20 protein-coding genes and 1 tRNA gene are annotated in these 22,367 nt (G+C 65.0%); 10 read left to right on the top strand and 11 right to left on the bottom strand.

Annotated features, from left to right (window positions below; all coding sequences use genetic code 11):
- The first annotated feature begins 35 nt into the window (after nucleotides 1-35).
- The 7 genes from dusB to hflX all read left to right on the top strand — a co-directional run bounded on the left by dusB (nucleotide 36) and on the right by hflX (nucleotide 9,335).
- On the top strand, nucleotides 36-1,043 hold the full coding sequence (gene dusB, locus AX735_RS23185; RefSeq protein ID WP_066284983.1) for a tRNA dihydrouridine synthase DusB: 1,008 nt from the start codon (nucleotides 36-38) through the stop codon (nucleotides 1,041-1,043).
- Nucleotides 1,043-2,128, top strand: a complete 1,086-nt coding sequence (locus AX735_RS23180; protein WP_066284980.1) for a two-component system sensor histidine kinase NtrB — start codon at nucleotides 1,043-1,045, stop codon at nucleotides 2,126-2,128. Before dusB ends, AX735_RS23180 begins: the two co-directional genes overlap by 1 nt.
- Nucleotides 2,129-2,133: 5 nt before the next feature.
- Nucleotides 2,134-3,549, top strand: coding sequence for a sigma-54-dependent transcriptional regulator (locus AX735_RS23175; RefSeq protein ID WP_066284978.1), 1,416 nt, complete (start codon nucleotides 2,134-2,136; stop codon nucleotides 3,547-3,549).
- Nucleotides 3,550-3,696: 147 nt separating this feature from the next.
- A complete protein-coding gene (locus AX735_RS23170) occupies nucleotides 3,697-5,958 on the top strand; it encodes a sensor histidine kinase (protein WP_231750238.1) in 2,262 nt (753 codons plus the stop codon).
- Between the two features lie 2 nt (nucleotides 5,959-5,960).
- Entirely contained in the window at nucleotides 5,961-7,325 is a 1,365-nt protein-coding gene (gene ntrX, locus AX735_RS23165; RefSeq protein WP_060979110.1) for a nitrogen assimilation response regulator NtrX, read from the top strand.
- Nucleotides 7,326-7,453: 128 nt separating this feature from the next.
- The gene (gene hfq, locus AX735_RS23160; RefSeq protein WP_273301305.1) at nucleotides 7,454-7,987 is read left to right on the top strand and encodes an RNA chaperone Hfq; all 534 of its coding nucleotides are present in this window, start codon (nucleotides 7,454-7,456) and stop codon (nucleotides 7,985-7,987) included.
- Nucleotides 7,988-8,027: 40 nt separating this feature from the next.
- Entirely contained in the window at nucleotides 8,028-9,335 is a 1,308-nt protein-coding gene (hflX, locus tag AX735_RS23155) for a GTPase HflX (protein WP_066284972.1), read from the top strand.
- On the opposite strand, the gene mazG is transcribed toward hflX, so the two are convergent.
- From mazG to AX735_RS23105, 10 genes are read right to left on the bottom strand one after another with little or no spacing between them, the layout of a single operon-like run.
- Nucleotides 9,330-10,124, bottom strand: coding sequence for a nucleoside triphosphate pyrophosphohydrolase (gene mazG, locus AX735_RS23150; protein WP_066285005.1), 795 nt, complete (start codon nucleotides 10,122-10,124; stop codon nucleotides 9,330-9,332). The two genes, hflX and mazG, sit on opposite strands and share 6 nt — an antisense overlap.
- Nucleotides 10,125-10,168: 44 nt before the next feature.
- Nucleotides 10,169-10,783, bottom strand: coding sequence for a retropepsin-like aspartic protease family protein (locus AX735_RS23145; protein WP_066284968.1), 615 nt, complete (start codon nucleotides 10,781-10,783; stop codon nucleotides 10,169-10,171).
- The gene (locus AX735_RS23140) at nucleotides 10,780-11,559 is read right to left on the bottom strand and encodes an MBL fold metallo-hydrolase (RefSeq protein WP_066284966.1); all 780 of its coding nucleotides are present in this window, start codon (nucleotides 11,557-11,559) and stop codon (nucleotides 10,780-10,782) included. Before AX735_RS23140 ends, AX735_RS23145 begins: the two co-directional genes overlap by 4 nt.
- On the bottom strand, nucleotides 11,556-12,335 hold the full coding sequence (locus AX735_RS23135) for a TatD family hydrolase (RefSeq protein WP_066284965.1): 780 nt from the start codon (nucleotides 12,333-12,335) through the stop codon (nucleotides 11,556-11,558). Before AX735_RS23135 ends, AX735_RS23140 begins: the two co-directional genes overlap by 4 nt.
- Nucleotides 12,335-13,897, bottom strand: a complete 1,563-nt coding sequence (gene metG / locus AX735_RS23130; protein ID WP_066284961.1) for a methionine--tRNA ligase — start codon at nucleotides 13,895-13,897, stop codon at nucleotides 12,335-12,337. Before metG ends, AX735_RS23135 begins: the two co-directional genes overlap by 1 nt.
- A gap of 48 nt (nucleotides 13,898-13,945) precedes the next feature.
- On the bottom strand, nucleotides 13,946-14,956 hold the full coding sequence (locus tag AX735_RS23125; RefSeq protein ID WP_066284959.1) for a hypothetical protein: 1,011 nt from the start codon (nucleotides 14,954-14,956) through the stop codon (nucleotides 13,946-13,948).
- Between the two features lie 4 nt (nucleotides 14,957-14,960).
- Nucleotides 14,961-15,587, bottom strand: a complete 627-nt coding sequence (gene tmk, locus AX735_RS23120) for a dTMP kinase (RefSeq protein ID WP_066284957.1) — start codon at nucleotides 15,585-15,587, stop codon at nucleotides 14,961-14,963.
- A gap of 6 nt (nucleotides 15,588-15,593) precedes the next feature.
- Nucleotides 15,594-16,739 (bottom strand): D-alanyl-D-alanine carboxypeptidase family protein, encoded by a 1,146-nt coding sequence (locus AX735_RS23115; protein WP_066284955.1) that lies wholly within the window; start codon nucleotides 16,737-16,739, stop codon nucleotides 15,594-15,596.
- Between the two features lie 57 nt (nucleotides 16,740-16,796).
- Nucleotides 16,797-17,924, bottom strand: a complete 1,128-nt coding sequence (locus tag AX735_RS23110; protein ID WP_137776217.1) for a septal ring lytic transglycosylase RlpA family protein — start codon at nucleotides 17,922-17,924, stop codon at nucleotides 16,797-16,799.
- A gap of 26 nt (nucleotides 17,925-17,950) precedes the next feature.
- On the bottom strand, nucleotides 17,951-19,048 hold the full coding sequence (locus AX735_RS23105) for a lytic murein transglycosylase (RefSeq protein WP_082751284.1): 1,098 nt from the start codon (nucleotides 19,046-19,048) through the stop codon (nucleotides 17,951-17,953).
- 204 nt (nucleotides 19,049-19,252) lie between these two features.
- On the opposite strand from AX735_RS23105, the gene AX735_RS23100 reads away from it, so the two are divergent.
- Nucleotides 19,253-19,342, top strand: a tRNA-Ser gene (locus AX735_RS23100).
- Nucleotides 19,343-19,611: 269 nt separating this feature from the next.
- On the opposite strand, the gene AX735_RS23095 is transcribed toward AX735_RS23100, so the two are convergent.
- Nucleotides 19,612-20,238, bottom strand: coding sequence for a TetR/AcrR family transcriptional regulator (locus tag AX735_RS23095; protein ID WP_066284951.1), 627 nt, complete (start codon nucleotides 20,236-20,238; stop codon nucleotides 19,612-19,614).
- Nucleotides 20,239-20,392: 154 nt separating this feature from the next.
- Between AX735_RS23095 and AX735_RS23090 the strand changes: the two genes are divergently transcribed.
- On the top strand, nucleotides 20,393-21,403 hold the full coding sequence (locus AX735_RS23090) for a VOC family protein (RefSeq protein ID WP_066284997.1): 1,011 nt from the start codon (nucleotides 20,393-20,395) through the stop codon (nucleotides 21,401-21,403).
- A 3-nt stretch (nucleotides 21,404-21,406) separates the two neighbouring features.
- Nucleotides 21,407-22,246, top strand: coding sequence for a fumarylacetoacetate hydrolase family protein (locus tag AX735_RS23085; protein WP_066284949.1), 840 nt, complete (start codon nucleotides 21,407-21,409; stop codon nucleotides 22,244-22,246).
- The last annotated feature ends 121 nt before the right edge of the window (nucleotides 22,247-22,367 follow it).

Raw genomic sequence — 22,367 nt, 5'->3', positions numbered from 1 at the left:
ATGTGCGCTGCCTAAATATTAGGCATCATATCCCCATGACCCAAGAACCTCTTCTCAAGCCGATCCAGATCGGCCCGCTCCAGATCGACGAGCCGGTGCTGCTCGCGCCAATGACCGGCGTGACCGACATGCCCTTCCGCACGCTGGTGCGCCGCTATGGCTCGGGGCTCAATGTCACCGAGATGATCGCCAGCCAGGCGATGATCCGCGAGACGCGCCAGTCGCTGCAAAAGGCCGCCTGGCATCCGGTCGAAGAGCCGGTATCGATGCAGCTTGCCGGCTGCGGGCCATATGAAATGGCTGAGGCGGCGAAACTCAACGAGGACCGCGGTGCGGCAATCATCGACATCAACATGGGCTGCCCGGTCAAGAAGGTGGTCAATGGAGATGCCGGATCGGCACTGATGCGTGACCTGCCGCTCGCGGCGAAGCTGATCGAGGCGACGGTCAATGCGGTCAAGGTGCCGGTAACGGTCAAGATGCGCATGGGCTGGTGTCATGACAGTCTCAACGCCCCCGAACTCGCGCGCATCGCCGAGGATCTGGGCGCGAAGATGATCACCGTGCACGGTCGTACCCGCAACCAGATGTACAAGGGCAGCGCCGACTGGGCGTTCGTCGCGAAGGTGAAGGCGGCGGTGAAGCTGCCCGTGATCGTCAATGGCGATATCTGCAGCATCGACGATGCCCGCAAGGCGCTCGAGCTGAGCGGTGCAGACGGTGTGATGATCGGTCGGGGCGCCTATGGCAAGCCGTGGCTGCTCGGCCAGGTGATGCACGCGCTGCGCACCGGCGAGACGCTGCCCGATCCCGATCTGGACGAACAATATGGCGTGATCGTCGAGCATTATCACGCGATGCTCGATCACTACGGGGCCGAGACGGGCGTCAAGATGGCGCGCAAGCATCTCGGCTGGTACACCAAGGGCCTGCCCGGCTCGGCGGACCTGCGCAACAAGATGAACACGCTCGACAATCCCGATCAGGTTCTCGCCATGCTGGGCGAATTCTACCGCCCCTGGCTGCGCCGCGCCGCCGCCTGATGGAGCAGCATTCCGGTCTGGCGCCGGACGCCGCCGCGCAGCTGCAGAGCCTGCCGATGGCGGTGGTGATGCTGCACGCGGACCGGACGATCGCAGCAGCCAATGCGGCGGCGGAAAACATGCTCGAGCAGAGCGCGCGCCGTCTGGTCGGGCGACCGCTGTCCGAATTCCTGCAATTCGACGATGCCCGGATCGGGGCGGCGCTCAACCAGCCGGACACCAATCTGGCGGCGCACGGCATGCGCGTGCATATCGGCCGCACCAGCACGCGCAAGGTCGATATCTCGCTGAGCCCGGTGGGGCAGGGCGAGGGCTGGCAGCTGCTGGTGCTGAGTGAATCGGGTGCGGGATCGCCGCTGTTCGACAGTGAGGCGGGCACAGAAGGCTTTGCGGTGCGCGGGCCCGACATTCTGGCGCACGAGATCAAGAACCCGCTCGCCGCGATCAAGGGCGCGGCGCAATTGATCGAGCGCCAGCTCGACGGGGCAGGGCGCAGACTCTCGGGCCTGATCACGGCGGAGGTCGACCGCATCGCGTTGCTGATCGACCAGATGCAGTCGCTCACTCGCCGCACCGCCGCGCCGATGAAGCCGTGCAATATCTACGAACCGCTCGGCCGGGTGCGCGAGATCGTCGAGACCGCGCATCCCGATACGGTGCGCTTTATCGAGCGGTTCGATCCCTCGATCCCGCCCGTGCTCGCCGATGCCGACAATCTGGTGCAGATCCTGCTCAACCTCATCACCAACGCGCGCGAGGCGATGGAGGGGCAGCCGGACGCCTGCATCACGCTCACCACCAAGTTCGTCAGCGGCGTGCGGCTGCGGCTTTCGCGCGACGACCGCTATATCCGGCTGCCCGTCGAGATCCGCGTGACCGACAATGGCCCGGGCATCGATACCGACATTGCCGAGGATATCTTCTCGCCCTTCGTCACCACCAAGAAGACCGGGCAGGGGCTGGGCCTCGCGCTGGTCCAGAAGCTGGTGCGCGACATGAACGGGCGGATCGTGCACGACCGGGATTCCGCTGCGGGGCTCACCCATTTCCGCCTGTTCCTGCCGCTGGCACCGCAAGAGGGCTGACGCATATGGCCAAATCGATTCTGCTGGTCGAGGACGACCGCGCGATCAGCCAGGTGATCATGGCCGCGCTCGAGGCCGAGGGGTGCAGCGTCGACCATTGCACGTCGATCGCGCGGCGCAACGCGCTGGTGGCGAGCAAGCGCTACGCCGCGATCCTCACCGATGTGATGCTCGAGGATGGCGACGGGATCGCGACCTTGGGCAGCGTGCTCGAACGCCAACCCGACACGCCGGTCATCGTGCTTTCGGCGCAGAATACCCTCGACACCGCCGTTCGCGCGAGCGAGGCAGGGGCGTACGAGTATTTCCCCAAGCCGTTCGATCTCGACGAACTGATCCGCGCCGTCCTCCAGGCGATCGCGCGCAGCGGCGACGTGTCGGGCAATGCCGATGCCGACCCCGCCGATAGCGGGCTGCCGCTGGTCGGGCGCAGCGCGCCGATGCAGAACGTATACCGCATGATCACGCGCGTGCTGCGCAACGACTTGTCGGTGCTGATCCTGGGCGAATCCGGCACCGGCAAGGAACTGGTGGCCGAGGCGATCCACCAGCTCGGCCATCGCAAGCAGGGCCCGTTCGTCGCTGTGAATATGGCCGCGATTCCGGCCGAACTCATCGAATCCGAGCTGTTCGGGCATGAAAAGGGCGCGTTTACCGGTGCGGTGGCTCAGTCGATCGGCAAGTTCGAACAGGCGCATGGCGGGACATTGTTCCTTGACGAGATAGGCGACATGCCAATGCAGGCGCAGACGCGGTTGCTGCGCACGCTGCAGACCGGACGCATCACACGGGTCGGTGGCCATCGCGAGATCGAGCTCGACGTCCGCTTCGTCGCAGCCACCAACAAGCCGTTCGGCCCGCTGATCGAGGCCGGGCTGTTCCGCGAGGACCTCTATTACCGGATCAACGTGGTGCCGATCGACCTGCCGCCGCTGCGCGACCGGCTGAGCGACATTCCCGCGCTGGTCGACCATTTTCTGGCGCTGGCGGTGCAGGAGGGGCTGCCTAGGCGGAGCTTCGACGATAGCGCCATCGCCGCAATGCAGCGGCGCAACTGGCGCGGCAACGTCCGCGAGCTGCGCAATCTGGTCTTCCGTGCGGTGATCATGAGCCGCGACGACCTGATCACCGCCGATGCGCTGGGCAGCATCTTCGACGAGCCAGCGCTCGGCACCGGCGAGACGCGCCGCGAGGAGAGCGATTTCGAACAGGCGGTGAGCCGCTTCCTGCTGACCGAACGCCCGGAGAACGGCGCCGTCTATGACAAGGCGCTCGCGGCCTTCGAGATTCCGCTGCTTCAGGCGATCATGCGGCGTTGCGACGGCAATCAGGTCAAGGCTGCGGCGGTGCTGGGCATCAACCGCAACACGCTGCGCAAGAAACTGGTAGAGCACGGCATGGCGAACGGCGAGCTGCGCTGAAACGGTTGCCAAATGCGGTGATATCCGCCGCATGCGCTGAAACCTCTTGTATTCCGGCAACGCAACTGTTGTAAACTGAACACTATGCCCGCGTCTGCCGCACAGCTTCCCAACAGAAAGAGTCGCCTGACCCGCCGGTTCGCGGTGATGATGCGCCGAGGCAGCCTGTTTCCCGCGCTCGAGATCGGCTGCGTGCTGTTGCTGATCGGGATGCTCGGCCTGTCCTGGTGGCTGGTGAGCAGCTATCAGGGCCGCGAGGCGATGGTGCCCGCACCGGTCACCGCGACGTTGCTGGTCGCCAATCTGGTGCCGGCCATGGCGTTGCTCGCGCTGATCGGACGGCGTGTCGCGATCAGCCGTGCCAATGCCAGCGGAGAGCAGGGCACCGGCCAGCTCCATGTCCGCTTCGTCGCCCTGTTCTCGCTGATCTCGTCAATCCCGATGCTGCTGGTCGTCGTGATCACCTCGCTGCTGTTCCAGTACGGCGTCGAGTTCTGGTTTTCCGAGCGTGCACGCACGATGCTCGAGAATGCCAATGACCTGGCGCGCGGTTATTATGAGGAGGGACGGCGCGACGTCTCAGCCGAGACCGTCGCCATGGCGAGCGACCTGCGCCAATATCTGCAGCAGACGCGGATCGACAGCCCCGAATTTGCTGAGGCCTATGTCTTCCAGGTCGCCGGGCGCAAGATGAACGAGTCGGCGATCGTCGAGGTCGGGTCCGATGGCGTACTGCGGACCGCCGCGATCGTCGATCCGGACAACCGCACCTCGTCCGACCGGGTCAGCCCCGCGATCATCCGCCAGCTCGACAAGGGCGAGACCGCGGTCGTCTCGGCTGAGGCGGACCGGATCGAGGTGGTCACGCCGATCGACCGCCAGGCCAAGATCTATCTCTATGTCGCCCGCGCCTCGAACCAACTGGCGCTCAGCCAGTGGGAACGCGCGCAGACGGTGCTCACCGATTACAAGGCGCTGTTCTCGCGCTCGCAGAACCTGCAGGTCCAGTTCAACATCGCGCTGTTCTTCGTCTCGCTGCTGCTCGTTGCGGTGGCGCTCTGGGCGGCGCTCAAGTTCGCCGACCGGATGGTGCGTCCGCTGACCGACATGGCGGGGGCCGCACGCGACATCAGCACCGGCAATTTCGCCATCCGGGTCGATACCGCCAATCGTACGGACGAGGTCGGGGTTCTGGGCCGCGCGTTCAACCGCATGGCGAGCCGCCTCGCCGAGCAGACCTCGGCACTGATCCGCGCAAACAGCCAGCTCGACGATCGCCGCGCCTTTACCGAGGCGGTACTGGAATCGGTCAGCGCCGGGGTGATCTCGGTCGATCCGATGGGCGTGGTGCGGCTGATGAACAGTACCGCACAGCGGCTGCTGCAGACCGAGGTCGCGCACTGCCTGGGCTGCACGCTTTCCGACATAGCGCCGCCCTTTGCCCGGCTGGTGGGCGAGGGGACCGAGAAAGCGGTGATCCAGTATTCGCGGGAGAACGACCTTCTCACCCTGGCGGTGCGCGTGGTGCGCGAGCCCTATGGCATCGTCATCACCTTCGAGGACATCACCCAGCAGCTGGTCGACCAGCGCCAGGCCGCCTGGTCGGACGTCGCGCGCAGGATCGCGCACGAGATCAAGAACCCGCTCACCCCGATCCAGCTCGCCGCCGAACGGCTCAAGCGCCGCTATGCCAGCAAGGTGAGCGAGGACGATGCGACCTTCGGCCAGCTGACCGACACGATCGTCCGCCAGGTCGGCGATCTGCGCAACATGGTCGACGAGTTCTCGTCCTTCGCGCGCATGCCCAAGCCGGTGTTCCGCGAAGAGAATTTCTTCGATCTGGTGCGCCAGGCGATCTTCCTGCAGGAGGTCGCGCACCCGGCGATCCGCTTTGCCGCGGAAGGCGCCCACGAGGGCAGCGATCTGTGCTGCGACCGGCGCCAGATCGGCCAGGCCGTCACCAATATCCTCAAGAACGCGGTCGAGGCGATCGAGGCGCGGCAGCAGATCGAGCAGGACTATTCCGGCGCGGTCACCGCAACCGTGTTCCGCCAGGAACCGTATCTCGTGCTCACGCTCGACGATAACGGCATCGGCCTGCCTGCGGACCGTGACCGTATTGTCGAACCCTATATGACGACGCGGGAAAAGGGCACGGGCCTGGGCCTCGCCATCGTCAAGAAGATCGTCGAGGAGCATTATGGCGAACTGTCGTTCGAACCCAATGATCAGGGCGGCACGCGGGTGACGATCCGCATGGATACGGTGCTGCTCCAGGCCGGCGCGCTGCAGGATCCCGCTTCGGACGACCAGCGTTCCGGCACCGAAAAGATGACCACCATGACTTCGCGACCGGCCCGGGCCCGTGCCGAGCTGAGCCCGACCGCGCAGGACAAGGAAAGCAATTGAACATGCCCCTGGAAATTCTCATCGTCGATGACGAGCGCGACATCCGCGAGCTGGTCTCTGGCGTGCTGGAGGACGAAGGCTATCTCTGCCGCACCGCTGGCGGCAGTGACGAGGCGCTGGCCGCAATCGACGAGCGCCGCCCCTCGCTGGTGCTGCTTGATGTCTGGCTCAAGGGCAGCAAGCTCGACGGCCTCGAACTGCTCGACGAGATCAAGGCGCGCGATGCCGACCTTCCGGTGATCATCTTTTCCGGCCATGGCAATATCGACACGGCGGTGTCCGCCATTTCGCGCGGGGCAATGGACTTCATCGAGAAGCCCTTCGAGGCAGAGCGGCTCATCCACATGGTCTCGCGCGGCACCGAGACCGCAAGGCTGCGCCGCGAGAATGCGCAGCTGCGCGAAAAGCTCGGCATTTCCGACGAACTGACCGGCAATTCGAGCGCGATCAACACCGTGCGCGCCACGCTCAAGCGCGTTGCCAATAGCGGCAGCCGGCTGCTCATCACCGGACCTGCCGGCGTCGGCAAGGAGGTAGCAGCGCGGCTGCTGCACAGCTGGAGCGCGCGTTCGTCGGGCCCGTTCATCACGGTCAACTCGGCGCGCATGACCCCTGACCGGTTCGAGCAGGAGCTGTTCGGCGAGGAGGACCAGGGCAAGCTGGCTACACCCGGGCTGCTCGAGCGCGCGCATGGCGGCACGCTGTTCCTCGACGAGGTCGCCGACATGCCCGAATCGACCCAGGCCAAAATCCTGCGCGTGCTGACCGACCAGAGCTTTTCGCGCGTCGGTTCGACGCGGCCGATCAAGGTGGATGTGCGCTTCGTCTCCGCCACCTCGCGCAATCTGGAGAACGAGATTGCCGAAGGGCGTTTTCGCGAGGACCTGTTCTATCGGCTCAATGTGGTGCCGGTGGAAATCCCGGCGCTGACCGACCGCCGCGACGATATTCCCGCGCTGGTCGAACATTATGTCGCGCGCTTTGCCAGCGAGCATGGCATCACCCCTCCCGAGACGAGCAGCGAGGCGATGGCGGCGTTGCAGAGCTATAACTGGCCGGGCAATGTGCGCCAGCTGCGCAACGTCATCGAGCGGACGATCATTCTGGCGCCGCGCGGACGGCTGGCGCGGATCGATGTCGACATGCTGCCGCCCGAGCTGGTCCAGGGCGATGGCGGCCGCGCTGCAGGGATATCCAGCCTGATGGGAGTGCCCCTGCGCGAGGCGCGCGAGAGCTTCGAGCGCGAATATCTCAAGATCCAGATCCGGCGCTTTTCGGGCAATATCTCCAAAACGGCAGAGTTCATCGGGATGGAGCGCTCGGCCTTGCACCGCAAGCTCAAGCTGCTGGGGCTGCACGACCGCTAGAATCCGCGCAACAAACCGCAAATACCCGCAAACTGGGCATTGGCGCGGTGCAGCATCCGCACTATGTATAGACGGCGTCCTCCAAGCGCAGCCGGGACGGGATGTGTCGCACCGGCTTTTCATGAACCGTGGCGCAACGTCGCCACCAAGACCGGGGGTCAAAAATGACCGAAAAGGCTCAGAACATTCAGGATGTTTTCCTCAACTCCCTGAGAAAATCGAAAATTCCCGTGACCATGTTCCTGGTCAAGGGCGTGAAACTGCAGGGCATCGTTACCTGGTTCGACAATTTCTCGGTGATGCTCCGCCGCGATGGCCAGTCGCAATTGGTATATAAGCATGCGATCTCCACCGTCATGCCGGCGCAGCCGATCGACCTGGGCATGTTTGCTGGGTTGATGGGGGCAAAGAGCGCCAAGAACCGCAACCTGCAGGAAGTGTTCCTGCGCACCGTGCAGGAAACAGGCGTTCCGGTAACCATGTTCCTGATCAACGGCGTGATGCTGCAGGGCAAGGTCGCCGCCTATGACCTGTTCTGCATGCTGCTCGAGCGCGAAGGCATGGCGCAGCTGGCCTACAAGCATGCGGTTTCGACCGTGCAGCCCAATGCGCCGATCGATCTGACCGGCGACTGGGGCGATGCCGAAGGCGATGATGACTGACCTCGTGGATTGCGGGGGCGGACTAGGATATATTTGACATTTGACCGACCCGCAGACCCTTGAATTCGCGCGCGGTGCCCGCGCGGTGATAGCCTATCCCGATCTTGGCCGCCGCGGCTCCGTGGACGCTGACGCGCGTCTCGAAGAGGCGAGGGGGCTGGCGCTCGCTATCGGAATCCAGGTCTGCGCCGCACATGCGTTCCGGATCCGCACGGCGCGGCCCGCCACGCTGTTCGGCGGGGGACAGGTCGAGATCATCGCGCACAGCCTGGAGGATCAGAAGGCCGAACTGCTGATCGTCGATGGCAGCCTCTCGGCCATCCAGCAGCGCAATCTGGAAGAGCGGCTCAAGGTCAAGGTGATCGACCGCACCGGCCTCATCCTCGAAATTTTCGGCGAGCGCGCCGCGACAGCCGAAGGACGATTGCAGGTCGAGCTGGCGCATCTCGATTATCAGGCAGGAAGGCTGGTGCGCAGCTGGACCCATCTCGAGCGCCAGCGCGGCGGCTTCGGCTTTCTCGGTGGCCCCGGCGAAACGCAGATCGAGGCCGACCGCCGGATGATCCGCGACCGCATGGCCAAGCTGCGTCGCGAGCTCGAACAGGTCAAGCGCACGCGCGGGCTGCATCGCGAGCGGCGGCAAAAGGCGCCCTGGCCGGTCATCGCGCTGGTCGGCTATACCAATGCGGGCAAGTCGACGCTGTTCAACCGGCTGACCAACGCCGGAGTCATGGCCGAGGATCTGCTGTTCGCGACGCTCGATCCGACGATGCGCGCGATCCGGCTCGACGGGGTCGAGAAGGTCATCCTGTCCGATACCGTCGGCTTCGTCTCGGACCTTCCGACCGAACTGGTCGCCGCCTTCCGCGCGACGCTCGAAGAGGTGCTCTCGGCCGATCTCATCATCCATGTCCGCGACATGTCGCATCCCGAGGCGGACATGCAGGCGCAGTCGGTCGAAACGATCCTGGCCGATCTGGGGATGGAACTCGATCCGGTGCTGGCGGGCGAGGGGCTTGCCGTGCCACTGATCGAAGCATGGAACAAATGGGATGTCCTGGACGAGGAAACCCGCGACCGGCTGATCGCTACGGCACCGCGCGACCGCACGGTCTGTCCGATGTCGGCGCTCACCGGCGAGGGCGTTGGCGACCTGCTGCGCGCAGCATCGCAGGCGCTGGTCATCGGTCACCGGGTGCACGATGTGACCTTGCCTCGCCATGACGGCCAGCGGATCGCCTGGCTGCACCAGCATGGCGAAGTGCTTGAAAGTCGTGAGCAGGGGGATGACATGGCGCTTTCGGTGCGCCTGTCGGACAAGGACTGGGGCCGCTTCCAGGCGCTATAGCTTGTTCTCGCCCCACTTGGCGCGCTGCCACAAGGCTTCCTTGTCGTCGAGCGGCAGATCGGCAAAACCGTCACCAGCGATCGCCTCCATCGCGCGAAAGCGGCGTTCGAACTTGGCATTGGCCGCGCGCAGCGCATCCTCGGCGCTCACGCCCATGTGCCGGACCGCATTCACCGCAGCGAACAGCAGGTCTCCGGCTTCCTCGGCGCGCTCGGCCTCGGTCTCGGCATTGAGCAGTTCTTCGATCTCCTCGCCGATCTTCTCGATCGCACCCATGACATCGGGCCAGTCGAATCCAGTCCGCGCGGCGCGCTTCTGAAGCTTCTGCGCACGCATCAGCGCCGGCAGCGCGAGCGCGACGCCATCCATCGCGCTCTCCGCACCGCCACTGCTGCGTTCCTCGGCCTTGATCGCTTCCCAATCCCAGGCCTCGACCGACTGGTCGGCGAAGATATGCGGATGCCGCCGCACCATCTTGTCGCTGATAGAGGCGATCACATCGGCGACCGAGAAATGCCCGGCTTCCTCGGCCATACGACTGTGGAACACGACCTGCAGCAGTAGATCGCCAAGCTCGTCCTTGAGCGCAGCCATATCGGCGCGCGTGATGGCATCGGAAACCTCATAGGCTTCCTCGATCGTGTACGGCGCGATCGTCTCGAACGTCTGCTCGATATCCCAGGGACAACCGTGCTCCTTGTCACGCAGTCGCGCCATGATCGCCACCAGCCGGTCGAGTGGCACCGGCGATTGAGGGGAAGCGCTGGACGGAACGGTCTGGTCGGTCATGAGCATAAGTCCGATAATATATATTATGTTAAATTAAAAGGCATTCAGCGGCTGGGCTGGCGCGGCACCAATATCATGCTGCTCCCCTCGACGCGCCAGCTTTCCAGCTCGGACAGAAAGTTCATGCCGAGCAGATTGGTCTCGCCGAGCCCGTCCGAAATCAGCACGTCATGATCGCGCATCGCCAGCGAACCGACGCGCAGGTCCGCGATCGACGCGCGGTCTGCCTCGACCATGCCGTTGGCGGTTTCGATCACCGTCTTGAGACCCAAACCGCCCGGCTCGATCCCGGCAGCCTCGGCTGCCTGGGTCGAGATCGCGGTAAAGGTTGCGCCGCTATCGACCATGAACCGCATCGGACGACCATTGACCTCGGCGGTCACCCAGAAATGGCCGTCCTCGCGCTTGCGCAACGTCAACGGCGCGCCCGTGATCTCCGGCGCGCTGGCGAGCCCGAGTTCGGCCGATATGCGCTGCCAGATCAGCTTCATTTCGGGGCGAAAGCTCACCAGCAGAAAGATCAGCGCGAAGATGCCGATCCAGGCCAAGGCCATCTTGATCGTTTGCCCGATGGGCAGCGCCCGCGAGATCAGCGCGCTGCCGACCAGGACCAGCAGCATCAGGCTATAGACCAGGCTGGCAGTATCGCTCTCGCTCATGGCGCGATCCGGTCCAGATCGACGACCATCCCGTCGTAACCCGGCTCGACGCCTTCGGGGAGTTCCAGGCAGAGCGCGGCATAGTCGAGTGTCTTGTCCATATGCGTCAGCACCGTATGCCGCGCGCCGCATTGCTCGGCCAGTTGCAGCGCCATGGGCAGGCTGGCATGCGTCGGGTGCTTCTCGTGCCGGAGGCAGTCGGTGATCAGCAGGTCGCATCCTGCATAAAGCGCGACCATCTCGTCAGTGAAATGGCTGAAATCGGTGGCGTAAACGATCGACCGACCCTGTAGGTCGAAGCGAAGCCCGGTCGAAAGAACCGGTCCATGCGGCTGGTCGACCGTGCGCACGGTCAACCCGCAGATCGCCTGTTCATCGCCGAGCGCGGCCGCCGAAACGGTCGCCGGATAACCGTCACCACCTTCGAAAACATAGTCGAAACGGGTGACAAGGCTCTGCAGCGTATAGTCCTTGGCATAGCCGGCTATCGGCTGGCGCGTGCGGTGAAAGAGCGCGCGGAGATCATCGATCCCGTGCGTATGGTCGGCATGGTCATGCGTCCAGATGACCGCATCGAGTTCGCCGATCTGTTCGCGCAGCAACTGGTGCCGCAAATCGGGAGACGTATCGACCAGGATGCGCTGGGCATCATGCTCGATGATGACCGAGACACGCGTTCGGCAATTGCGCGGATTGGCCGGATCGCATTCGCCCCAGTCATTGCCGATGCGCGGCACTCCGCCCGAAGTGCCGCAGCCGAGCAGAATCGCCTTCACGGGCGCGCCCGGTTGAACAGCGCGAAGAAGTTGCGCGAGGTCGTCTCGCACAATTGTTCGTAGCTTTCACCTCGCAGATCGGCGAGGAAGCGGGCGGTATCGGCGACAAAGGCGGGTTCGCCCTGCTTGCCGCGATGCGGCACGGGCGCCAGGAACGGTGCGTCGGTTTCCACCAGCAGCCGGTCTGCAGGAATGTCCTTAGCAACGGCGGCCAAATCCTTGGCATTCTTGAACGTGACGATGCCCGAGATCGAGATCGACAAGCCCATGTCGAGCACCTTGGCGGCAAAATCGGCGCTGGCGGTGAAGCAATGGATCAAGGCGGGGAAGGCGCCCTTCCCCATTTCATCGGCCAGGATCGCCGCGGTATCGGCCTCGGCATCGCGGGTGTGGATGATCAGCGGCAGGCCGGTCTGGCGCGCGGCGGCGATATGCGCGCGAAAGCAGCGGCGCTGCTCGTCGCGGTCCGACTTGTCGTAATAATAATCGAGCCCGGTCTCACCGATGCCGACCACGCGCGGATCGATTTCGGCGCGCGCCACCAGCCGCGCGGTATCCATGTCGGGATGCGCGTCGGCTTCGTGCGGATGGATGCCGATGCTTGCCCAGACATCCGCCTCGCGATGCGCGGTCGCGGTCACGTCGTCCCACTCGCTGGCACGGGTCGAGATGTTGAGCATAGCGGTCACGCCCGAGGCGCGCGCGCGCTCGAGCAGCACCGCCTGCTGCTCGGCCATGCCCTTGTAATTGAGGTGGCAGTGCGAATCGACGAGCATCAGGCCGCGTCTTCCGCCGGCAGCTCGATGCGCGGGAACAGCGGCTTGGGCGTAGCGATCGCGAAATCGCTCTCGGCCAGCGGCGAGTACCAGTGCGTGCCCATCCCGGCGATGCTGCGCGCGTCATCGGGCACGCCCATATGATCGAGCAGGGCCTTCGCGCTGCCGGGGATCACCGGCGAGATCGCGATCGCGAGCTGGGCGATGGCGATATAAAGCGTCGCCAGCACCGTCTGCATCCGCTCGGGATCGGTCTTCTTCAGCGCCCAGGGTGCCTGTTCGTCGACATAGGCGTTGCAGGCGAACACCGCGCGCATCCACGCTTCCAGCCCTTGCGATAGAGCCAGCTCACCGAACGCCTTGGGCAGATCACGCTGCAGCGCCTCTTCCAGCGTCGCGAACAGTGCCTCGTCAGCAGGCGTGTGGCCGTGCACCGCAGGCAGCGCGCCATCGAGATTCTTGGCGATGAAGCTCAGGATCCGCTGGGCGAGGTTGCCGAAACTGTTGGCGAGATCGGCATTGGCGCGCTGCGCGATCGCTTCGGGCGAATAGCTGCCGTCCTGGCCGAAGCTGACTTCGCGCAGCAGGAAATAGCGCAGCTGGTCGACGCCGAACGCATCGGCCAGCGCGATCGGATCGACGACATTGCCGACCGATTTGGACATCTTCTCGCCCTTGTTGAGCAGGAAGCCATGGCCGAATACCTGTTTGGGCACCGGAATTCCGGCGCTCATCAGGAAGGCGGGCCAATACACGGCGTGGAAGCGCACGATATCCTTGCCGATCAGGTGCAGGTCCGCTGGCCAGTACTTCATCAGCGGATTGTTCGCATCGGGATAGCCAAGCCCGGTCAGATAGTTGGTCAGTGCATCGACCCAGACATACATGACATGCCCGTCGCTGCCCGGCACCTTGACACCCCAGTCGAAGCTGGTGCGAGAGACCGAGAGCGGGCGCAGGCCCGATTTGACGAAACTGACAATCTCGTTGCGGCGGCTGTCGGGCTGGAGGAATTCGGGATGCTCGTCGTACAGCGCCAGCAGCTTGTCCTGATACTGGTCGAGCCGGAAGAACCAGCTTTCCTCGACCGTCCATTCGACCGGCGTGCCCTGGGGCGAGACCTTGCCCCCCTGCCCGTCTTCGACCAGCTCGTCCTCGCCATAATAGGCCTCGTCGCGGACCGAGTACCAGCCTTCGTAGCGATCGAGATACAGGTCGCCATTGGCCTCCATCGCCTGCCAGATGGCCTGGCTGGCGCGGTGGTGGTCGTCCTCCGAGGTCTGGATGAAGCGATCATAGCTGACATCAAGTCTGTCACACATTTCCTTGAAATATTGCGACATTTCATCCGCCAGCGCGCGCGGCGTGGTCTCCAGCTCGCGCGCTTTTTGCAGCATCTTCAGACCATGCACGTCGGTACCGGTCTGGAAGCGCACGTCACGGCCCATCAGCCGCTGGAAACGCGCGATGACATCGGCGGCGATCGCCTCATAGGCGTGGCCGATATGCGGGCGACCATTGGGATAGCTGATCGCGGTGGTGATATAATAAGGTTCGCCCATGGCGGTGATGTCTGCCGTTTCTAGTCGAGGTTGGCCGGTAATGAGCGCCTATCTAGGCGGGGCCAGCCGTGCCAGCAAGCTGCCAATTTGGAACGCCACGGCCGAGGCATCCAGATTGAGCACCACCGCGCGCGAGGCGAGCGCCCCGATCTCCTGCCAGGCCGCGATCGCGCCCGGCAGCCGCTCGTCGCGCAGATCGCGAATGCGCCGGGCGGCGAAACGCGGCGCATAGGCGAGCAGCGCCTGGAACCTGTCGCGATTGGCTTTGTTCGCCACCAGGGCGCCCAGTGCCAGCCGCGCCCGATGTGTGCTGTCGCCATGATCCGCAATCTCGCTGAGCAGCACATCGATCTTCGCCATGTCGAGTCCGGCAAAGCTCAGCGCCTGCCCCGGCGCCCCCTGGCCCAGCCGCACCAGCGCCGCAATCTCGCCCTCGGGCAATTCGGGCCGCGCGGCGCGCAAGGCTCCCGCCATATTGGCATCGTCGAGCGCGGGAAAATCGAGCACCAGGCAACGCGAGCGGATCGTCGGTAGCAGGCGGCCCGGATTGTGCGCGATCAACAGGAACACCGTGTCCGCAGGCGGCTCTTCAAGGCTCTTGAGCAGCGCATTGGCCGCGTTGCGCTCCATCAGATCGGCGGAGTCGAAGATGATCACCCGGCGATCGGCCAGGCTGGGGCGGACCGTGAGCCGCTTCTGCAAGCTGCGGATCTGATCGACCTTGATGTTGCGCGCGGTCTCGAACGGCTTGCCGTCCTCGGCCTTGCGCGCCTCCTTGTCGTCCTTGGGCCCCAGCGTGATGTAATGGCAGTCGGGGTGCTTGTCCTGCAGCAGCAGTCGCCCCGACGGGCTATCCATATCTCCATCGAAATGGTCGCCCCGATGATCGGGCGAGCGCGTCAGCAGATGCGCGGCGGCTGCGAGCGCGAAGCTGCGCTTGCCGATCCCTTCGGGCCCGGCGAGCAGCCAGCCATGGTGCAGCCGACACGCCTGGAATGCGCGCAGCAGCGTCGTTTCCGGCTCGGCATGGCCCTTCCAGTGTGCGGTCGAAGCCTTCATGACGTCATGCCATCAGCGGCTGCAGGGCCGCGACGATGCGCGCATGCACCTGCTCGCTCGGACCGCTGGCGTCGATGATGCGGAACCGCTGCGGCTCGGCCTCGGCAAAGCTGCGGAAAGCGGCAACGACCCTGGCATGATATGCGGCATCGCGCCCACCGATCCGGTCGCTATTCGCGCCGTCACGGGCCGTGGCGCGCCGCGCCGCTTCGTCGGCGGGCAGTTCGAGCAGGATCGTGCAATCGGGCAGAAAGCCTTCCGAGCCGAACCGGTGCAGCGAGAGGATCGCCTCGTCCCCAAGCCCCCCGGCGGCGCCCTGATAGGCCCGGCTGCTGTCGACGAACCGGTCGGAGATGACCCAGCCCCCTGCCTCGACCGCCGGGCGGATCAGCCTTGCGACATGGTCGGCGCGCGCCGCCGCGAATAGCAAAGCCTCGCTGCGCGCATTCCAGCGGTCGGCGCCGCCCTCGAGCAACAGCGTCCGGATCGCCTCTGCGCTGTCGGTGCCGCCCGGCTCGCGGGTGACGGTGACATCACGTCCCTGGCCTTTCACCCAATCGGCGAGCAGGCGAATCTGGGTGGACTTGCCCACCGCCTCGCCGCCCTCGATCGAGATGAAGCGCCCCCGCATCGCCGGTCAGGCGCCGAAGAACGAGAGGATACCGGCCCAGATGCGTCCGAAAAACCCAGCCTCCTCAACCGCCTCGCCCGCGACCAGCGGCATCACCTGGCGCTGCATGTCCGGTGCGGAGACGATCAGGCTGGCGACCTGCTGGCCCTTGGCGATCGGCGCCTTGAGCGGGCCCTGATAAACGACCTTGAGCGAGACCTTGTCGGTATCGGCCGTGCGCGGCAGCGTCAGCGCCAGGTCGCGCGGCGCGACGAGCGGCAGTTCGCGCATGCTGCCCTGCTGCACCGGCGCGGTATCGACGGTCTTGCCCTTGGTGAACAGTGGCACCGACTTCCACGCCTTGAAGCCCCAGTTCATGAAGCGCACCGATTCATCGACCCGGCCGTTGAAGCTGTCGAGACCTGCGACGACCATGACCAGACGGCGGCCATTCTGTTCGGCCGAGCCGGTAAAGCCATAGCCCGCCTCGTCGGTATGCCCGGTCTTCAGGCCGTCGGCTCCCGCCACCTTGCCGAGCAGCGGATCGCGGTTGGGCTGGGTGATCCCGTTCCAGGTAAAGCTGCCCTTGGAATAGAAGCGCTTGTACAGCTTGGGATGGTTGCGAATCGTCGCGGTGGCGAGCGTCGCCAGATCGCGCGCTGTCACCTGGGTCACGCCCTCGTCGGGCCAGCCGTTGCTGTTGCCGAAGCGGCTGTTGGCAAGGCCGATTTCCTTCGCCTTCTTGTTCATCATGTCGACGAACGCCTCTTCGGACCCGGCTATGCCTTCGGCGAGCACGACACAGGCATCATTGCCGGAAAGCGTGACGATGCCGTCGAGCAGGTCGGCGACGGTGACCTTGCTGCCGACCGCCAGGAACATGCTCGACCCCTGGTTATTCCATTTCTTCCAGGTTTCGGCGGAGACCGGCAGCGTCTGGTCGAGCTTCAGCTCGCCCTTCTTGATCAGGTCGAAAGCGACATAGACCGTCATCATCTTGGCCATCGATGCGGGCGGAATCTGCTTGTCGGCATCGCGCGAGAACAGCACCGCACCCGAGGACAGGTCGGTCATATGGGCGATGGGGGCTTCGGAGACATAAGAGGGGGCGGCAGCCGCCAGCGGCGTCGCCAGCAGCGAAAACAGGGTGAGACCGATAATCGGGGTTTTCATGCGGTATCCATGGTGTGCGTGTTGCAGGGACGCAGGCCTTTGACTGGCCCGTCTGTGTCAGCGACCGGAGTCCTGCTGAATCTGTACCCCCTGATAGCCTTTGCGACGCGCCAGCGTAACCCCCTGCTGCGCGGCATTTGCATCAGGATAGGGACCATAGCGGACACGAAACAGCTTGCCATCGGCGCTCGCGACGGTCTTGGCGCCGATCCGCCTGGCCAGTTCGTCAGCCCGCGCCTTGGAAGAGAAGGATGCGACCTGGACGAAATAGGAGCCGGCCGCCGCCGCTGCTGGCGGCACAGCAGGCGCGGGGGCGAGCGTCGCGCGATTGTCGCCGGTGCTGTTCTCGGCCATCTGCGGCCGGCCGCCCCTGCCCCCCTTTTCGCCCTCGACGATGAAGCGGTCACTGCCCTGGGTGCGGGGGGTCGGGGATGGCAGCTGCGCGGCCGGTTTGGCAGCCGCTGCTGCCGGTCCTGCGGGGGTTCGCGAGCCCGGTGCGGGCTTGATTTCGGGGCTGGCCTTGGTGCCTGCGTCTGCCACGACGGGTGCCGGCGCGGCATCTGCCGCCGGGATCGACGCCAGATTGGCCGGCTTTGGCTTGCCTTCGAGCTTGCGGCGCAGCGGCACCAGCAGCGATTCGGGCGTATCCATCCGCGCCGCGACTTCCTGGCCCTGGCGCAGCCTCGCGCGCTCGGCCTCGGGCGGATTGACCCGGCGTACGCGTACGGCAAAGGAGCCCTGCCCCAGCACGCCCAGCTGGCGCGCTGCGCCCTGCGACAGATCGAGCAGACGCTCGGGCGCTGCCGGTCCGCGATCGTTGAGCCGGACCAGGATGGTCTTGCCGGTGTCGAGTGCGGTTACCTCGACATAGCTGGGCAGCGGCAACGTGCGATGCGCGCCGCTGATCGCTTCGGGGTTGAACGTTTCGCCATTGGCGGTGCTGCGCCCGCCCAGCTCCTGCCCGTACCAGCTGGCATAGCCGGTCTCATCATAATTGAAGGCATCGCTCGGCGTGTAGGTGATGCCGCCGAGCTGATACGGCTCGCCCAGCTTCACCGGATAGTCGGTGACGCCGCCCGCTGTCTTGGGCGGCGCGGTCTCGAGGCTGCGCGTGACGGTGCTGCCCCCGCCGCATCCGGTCAGCGCGAGGCTGAGCCCTGCGCTCACGATCATCCAGTTCCTCATCCCGCTTCCCCCTTTTGCCCGGCCGATCAGTTGCGCACGCCGTCTGCCAGCAATCCTACCGACATCGCATAGTAATTGGAGCAATTATAGTCGAGGATCGCCCGATAGTTGCGCGTCAGAAGATAGCCCTGCGCATCGAGCCCCGGCGTCAACAGCAGCGAGGCCTTGATCCTGTCGTCGCCGGGCCACACGCCGCCGCGCGGCACCACGCCCAGCGCCTTCCATTCGCGGAGCGTCTTCCACTCGCTATGCCGTTCGATGGCGCGGGCGCACTTGGTCACGGTCTCGCGATTGGCAATGGCGGCCGGGTTTATCGTGGAAGGAATCGAGACGGCAAAGCCCCAGGGTTCGCCGCGTTGCCAGCCGGCCGCGACCATGTAATTGGCGATCGAGGCAAAGGCATCCGCACGGCTCGACCAGATTTCCGCCTTGCCGTCGCCGTCACCGTCCTTGGCAAGCTTGAGATAGACCGAGGGCAGAAACTGCGGATAGCCGAAGGCGCCGGCATAGCTGCCGCGCAGTACCGACCGTGGCACGCCGAGATCGACCATCTTGAGCACCGCGATCAGCTCGCCCTCGAACAGGTCGCGCCTGCGCCCTTCATAAGCCAGCGTCGCGAGCGCGCGCGGCAAGTCGGTCTTGCCCAGCAGCGTGCCATAGTTGGTTTCATGCCCGAAGATTGCGACCATGATCGAGGCTGGCACCCCCGTCTTCTGCTCGATCGCGACCAGCCGGGCGGCCTCGTCGGCATAGACCTGCTGGCCCTGGCGAATCTTGGCGGCGTTGATGCGCTTGGCCATTTCGGGACCGAATGAGGGAAAGCTCTGTCCGGGCAGAGTCGGCGCGAAACGACGATCGAGCGCGGCCACGCTTTCGTCGAAGCTCAGCGTCGGCAGCACGGCATCGATCGTCCGCTGCGACACGCCCTCGCGCCGCGCGCGGGCGGCGACACTGTCGAGATAGCGCTGGAAACCCTGGGTCTGCGCTGCCTTCGCCTCCGCGCCCGGTAACGGCTGGACGATCTCGCGCTGCGCCGTACTGGGACTGCCGCAGGCGAGCAGCGCAGCGGTGCTGATGACGGCGCATGCGCGCACCGCAGCCGAGTGTACGATATTGAAATTCATGCGATACTCCCAGGGGCGGTTGTGCCACCAAGCCGGTGCGGGGGAAAGGGCACAGATCATGCACCCATCCCGCCATGGCCACGCTTGACCGGCGCTGAACCACGCGGGCATGCTGCCCGCAAGTTTCGCTTTCCAGATTTTACCACCTCGGCTAACAACCGCGCCGCACACTGGGCCCGCACTGGCGCGCCTGGCGCTGTCTGTGGAAGAGTGTCCGAGTGGTTTAAGGAACCGGTCTTGAAAACCGGCGAGGGTGCAAGCTCTCCGTGGGTTCGAATCCCACCTCTTCCGCCAATGTCCAAAAACCTTATTCCGGACGCGAGACCCACCACCGCCAATCGGCCATGATGGGGGCATGGTCCATGTTGTAACGTCCAAGTTGCGGCTTGATGTCGGCGATATCTCGGCTTGGCGGCGTAGACTGTGCCGGGCTGAACGACCAGGCTGAGGGCATTGCCACATCGCTGTCCCGTGATTAGACCCCGGCGACGGCATTGCGCGCCGCCCGGTTCAGATTATCGAACCTGCTGGGATTGTCGGGCTCCTTGCGATCTATCTGCGCGCTAGCGCTTCGCCACAACTGGGCGAGCCGGGATGGATGCCATGCCTTCGTGCTGCGTCCGGGCTGCACACACGATCTCTTCTACATGTGCGGCCGGAGCACCTAGCCCGGTCAGCCCCATGAGCAGCATGTCGCCTAGCCGAACCGCGGCGACCTGGCGCGAAGGGCGCGTCTCGACAAGGTGCATCATCAACACCTGGCAAAGGCCGAGCCAGTAGAGCACGCCCGATTGGCGCGCCTCCGGCTGGAGCAGGCCCTGTTCCAGCGCCGCTTCGATATCGTCACTGAGCCCGCGGTTCAGCGGATGCGACTGGTTGGTGGCGGGCACCTGACTGCGCAGCAGCACCATCGCCCGGCGCGGCTGTTCGACTGCGAAACGCGCGGCCACGGCCATCCCTCCGGCGATGCGCGCGACGGGATCGCTCACGCCTGCATTGGCGCGCGCCACCTCCGCCTCCACCTCCAGCCGCACCTCGGCGGCCACGGCGGCGGCGAAATCGTGCTTGTCCTTGAAGTGGTTGAAGAAACTGCCCTTCGCGACCCCCGCCCGTGCAACAAAATCGTCAATCGGAATGGCATCGATCGGACGATCGACCATGAGATCGAGCCCCGCAGCGATGAGAGCCACGCGGGTTCTCCCGGTGCGGGACGGCCGGGATTCTGGAAACGTCTGACTGGACATACCCGAGCCCTACTTGACCAGACAGTCAAAATCAACCATTTTGACCAAATAGTCATATATGATTCGGCATGCGATGCCGGACGCACAAAAGGAGTGGGTCATGGCGATCATCAAGGTCGAGGACATCGCGCATGTGCGGTTTGCCGTGCCCGACCTTGCATTGATGCGCGGATTTCTCGAGGATTTCGGGCTCTCCTGCTTCGAACAGGGCGGAAGGCTCTACGGCAAGGGCAGCGACGGACGACCGTTCATCCATGCAACCGAGCCGGGGGCAGCAACATTCCTTGCGGTTGGGCTGCGCGCTGCCAGCATTGCCGATCTGGAAATTCTGGCCGCCCAGGAAGGCGTTGCCGTCGAGCCTCTGGAAGAGCCCGGCGGCGGCATGGTCGTCCGCCTTGCCGATCCGGACGGATACCGCGTCGAGGTGGTCGCGGGCCAGCAATGCGAGGCGCCCGCCCCCTGCCCTCGCCCACGGTTCAACTCCGCGGCCGACAAGCCTCGGCAGCGCGAGACGATCCGACTGGAGCCCGCCCCCGCGCATGTTCGCCGGATCGGTCATGCGGTGCTCAAGGTGAGCGATTTCCGCGCCTCGGAGCGGTGGTGGAAGGACCGCTTCGGTTTCCTCACCTCCGACGAGATCGAGGCGGCGCCGGGCGTCCCGCTGGGTGCGTTCATGCGCTGCGACCGGGGAGACGTGCCGTCCGATCACCACACCATCTTTCTCGCCCAGCTCCCCGGCTCTCTCGGACTGCTTCACGCAGCCTTTGAAGTCGAAAGCCTTGATGACCTGATGCTTGGCCACGAGTATCTCAAGGTCCGCGAGCGCCAGGCTGCCTGGGGCGTGGGGCGGCACATCATGGGCAGCCAGATCTTCGATTACTGGAAAGACCCGTTCGGCAACGAGCTGGAGCACTGGACCGACGGAGATCTGTTCACCGCCGCCGACCCACCCGCCAAACAGACGATGCAGGCGCTGCTCGCGGTCCAATGGGGCGCACCGCACCCGATGTTCGCCGGCAGGATGGCCCCGCCGCCTGGCCTTGTCGCTTTCGTCACCGCGCTGCAGCTGCGCCTGAAGCGCCTCTTTGCCCGCTCACCCAAGGAAGCCTGATCCATGAAACTCTGCACCTTCACTGCCGATGGCGTCACCCGCACCGGGATTGTCGTCGACGACACAGTGGTCGAGACCGGCGTGCCGGGCTCGATGATCGACCTGATCCGCGATTGGGACCGGTTGAAGCCCGAGCTTGAGACGAGAGCGGCAAGCGGTGGCGGGGTACCGCTCGCTTCGGTGAGGCTCGAAGCCCCGGTTCAGCGCCCCGGCAAGATTTTCGCCATCGGCCTCAACTATGCCGACCACATCGCCGAAAGCGGCCTCGGCACGCCCGAGCGGCAGGTCTGGTTCACCAAGGCGCAGACCAGCGTCAACGCTCCCTATGATCCGATCCTGATCGCGCGCGGAACGATGACGCCGGATTATGAGGCCGAACTGGTGGCGGTGATCGGCCAGGGCGGCAAGCACATTGCCGCTGCCGACGCGTCTGCCGCGATCTTCGGCTATTGTGTCGGCAACGACGTGACCGAGCGCATGTGGCAACATGCCGTACCGCAATGGTCGCTCGGCAAGAGCTTCGATACCCACGCACCGATGGGCCCCTGGATCGTCACCGCCGACGAGCTGGGCGATCCGCATGATCTGGGCATCCGCTGCTACGTCAACGGCGAGGAGCGGCAGAGCTCGAATACCGGCCACCTCGTCTACAACGTGTGGCAGCAGGTCGAGCACCTGTCGGTCGGCATGACGCTGGAGCCCGGCGATTGCCTGTTCACCGGCACCCCTGGCGGCATCGGCGCGGCGATGAACCCGCGCCAGTTTCTCAAGCCGGGCGACGTCGTGCGCACCGAGATCGATCGGCTCGGCGCGATCGAAGGCATCATGGTGGCGGAAGACTAGGGCGTTGGTGCGGGCGATGTCCACGCACGGAATGGGCGATCGGTGCACCGGAAAGGTCACCGTGGCCCAAGACTGCATGGTGCTGGCGTTCTGAGGCTGGCGGGAGGGGGGGGCGATGGAC

This window comes from Blastomonas sp. CCH1-A6, assembly GCF_001556365.1.
Classification (GTDB): Bacteria; Pseudomonadota; Alphaproteobacteria; order Sphingomonadales; family Sphingomonadaceae; genus Blastomonas; species Blastomonas ursincola.
Note: the sequence above shows the minus strand (reverse complement) of the source record. Positions and strands in the feature narration are given on the sequence as shown.

Coding starts and splice junctions, on each gene's coding strand:
- ntrX (WP_060979110.1), top strand. CDS start 5,961: ATGCCCCTGGAAATTCTCATCGTCGATGACGAGCGCGACATCCGCGAG.
- tmk (WP_066284957.1), bottom strand. CDS start 15,587: ATGCGGGGGCGCTTCATCTCGATCGAGGGCGGCGAGGCGGTGGGCAAG.
- AX735_RS23085 (WP_066284949.1), top strand. CDS start 21,407: ATGAAACTCTGCACCTTCACTGCCGATGGCGTCACCCGCACCGGGATT.
- AX735_RS23110 (WP_137776217.1), bottom strand. CDS start 17,924: ATGAGGAACTGGATGATCGTGAGCGCAGGGCTCAGCCTCGCGCTGACC.
- metG (WP_066284961.1), bottom strand. CDS start 13,897: ATGGGCGAACCTTATTATATCACCACCGCGATCAGCTATCCCAATGGT.
- AX735_RS23125 (WP_066284959.1), bottom strand. CDS start 14,956: ATGAAGGCTTCGACCGCACACTGGAAGGGCCATGCCGAGCCGGAAACG.
- AX735_RS23115 (WP_066284955.1), bottom strand. CDS start 16,739: ATGAAAACCCCGATTATCGGTCTCACCCTGTTTTCGCTGCTGGCGACG.
- mazG (WP_066285005.1), bottom strand. CDS start 10,124: ATGACCGACCAGACCGTTCCGTCCAGCGCTTCCCCTCAATCGCCGGTG.
- AX735_RS23105 (WP_082751284.1), bottom strand. CDS start 19,048: ATGAATTTCAATATCGTACACTCGGCTGCGGTGCGCGCATGCGCCGTC.
- AX735_RS23145 (WP_066284968.1), bottom strand. CDS start 10,783: ATGAGCGAGAGCGATACTGCCAGCCTGGTCTATAGCCTGATGCTGCTG.
- dusB (WP_066284983.1), top strand. CDS start 36: ATGACCCAAGAACCTCTTCTCAAGCCGATCCAGATCGGCCCGCTCCAG.
- AX735_RS23175 (WP_066284978.1), top strand. CDS start 2,134: ATGGCCAAATCGATTCTGCTGGTCGAGGACGACCGCGCGATCAGCCAG.
- AX735_RS23135 (WP_066284965.1), bottom strand. CDS start 12,335: ATGCTCGTCGATTCGCACTGCCACCTCAATTACAAGGGCATGGCCGAG.
- AX735_RS23090 (WP_066284997.1), top strand. CDS start 20,393: ATGGCGATCATCAAGGTCGAGGACATCGCGCATGTGCGGTTTGCCGTG.
- AX735_RS23180 (WP_066284980.1), top strand. CDS start 1,043: ATGGAGCAGCATTCCGGTCTGGCGCCGGACGCCGCCGCGCAGCTGCAG.
- AX735_RS23170 (WP_231750238.1), top strand. CDS start 3,697: ATGATGCGCCGAGGCAGCCTGTTTCCCGCGCTCGAGATCGGCTGCGTG.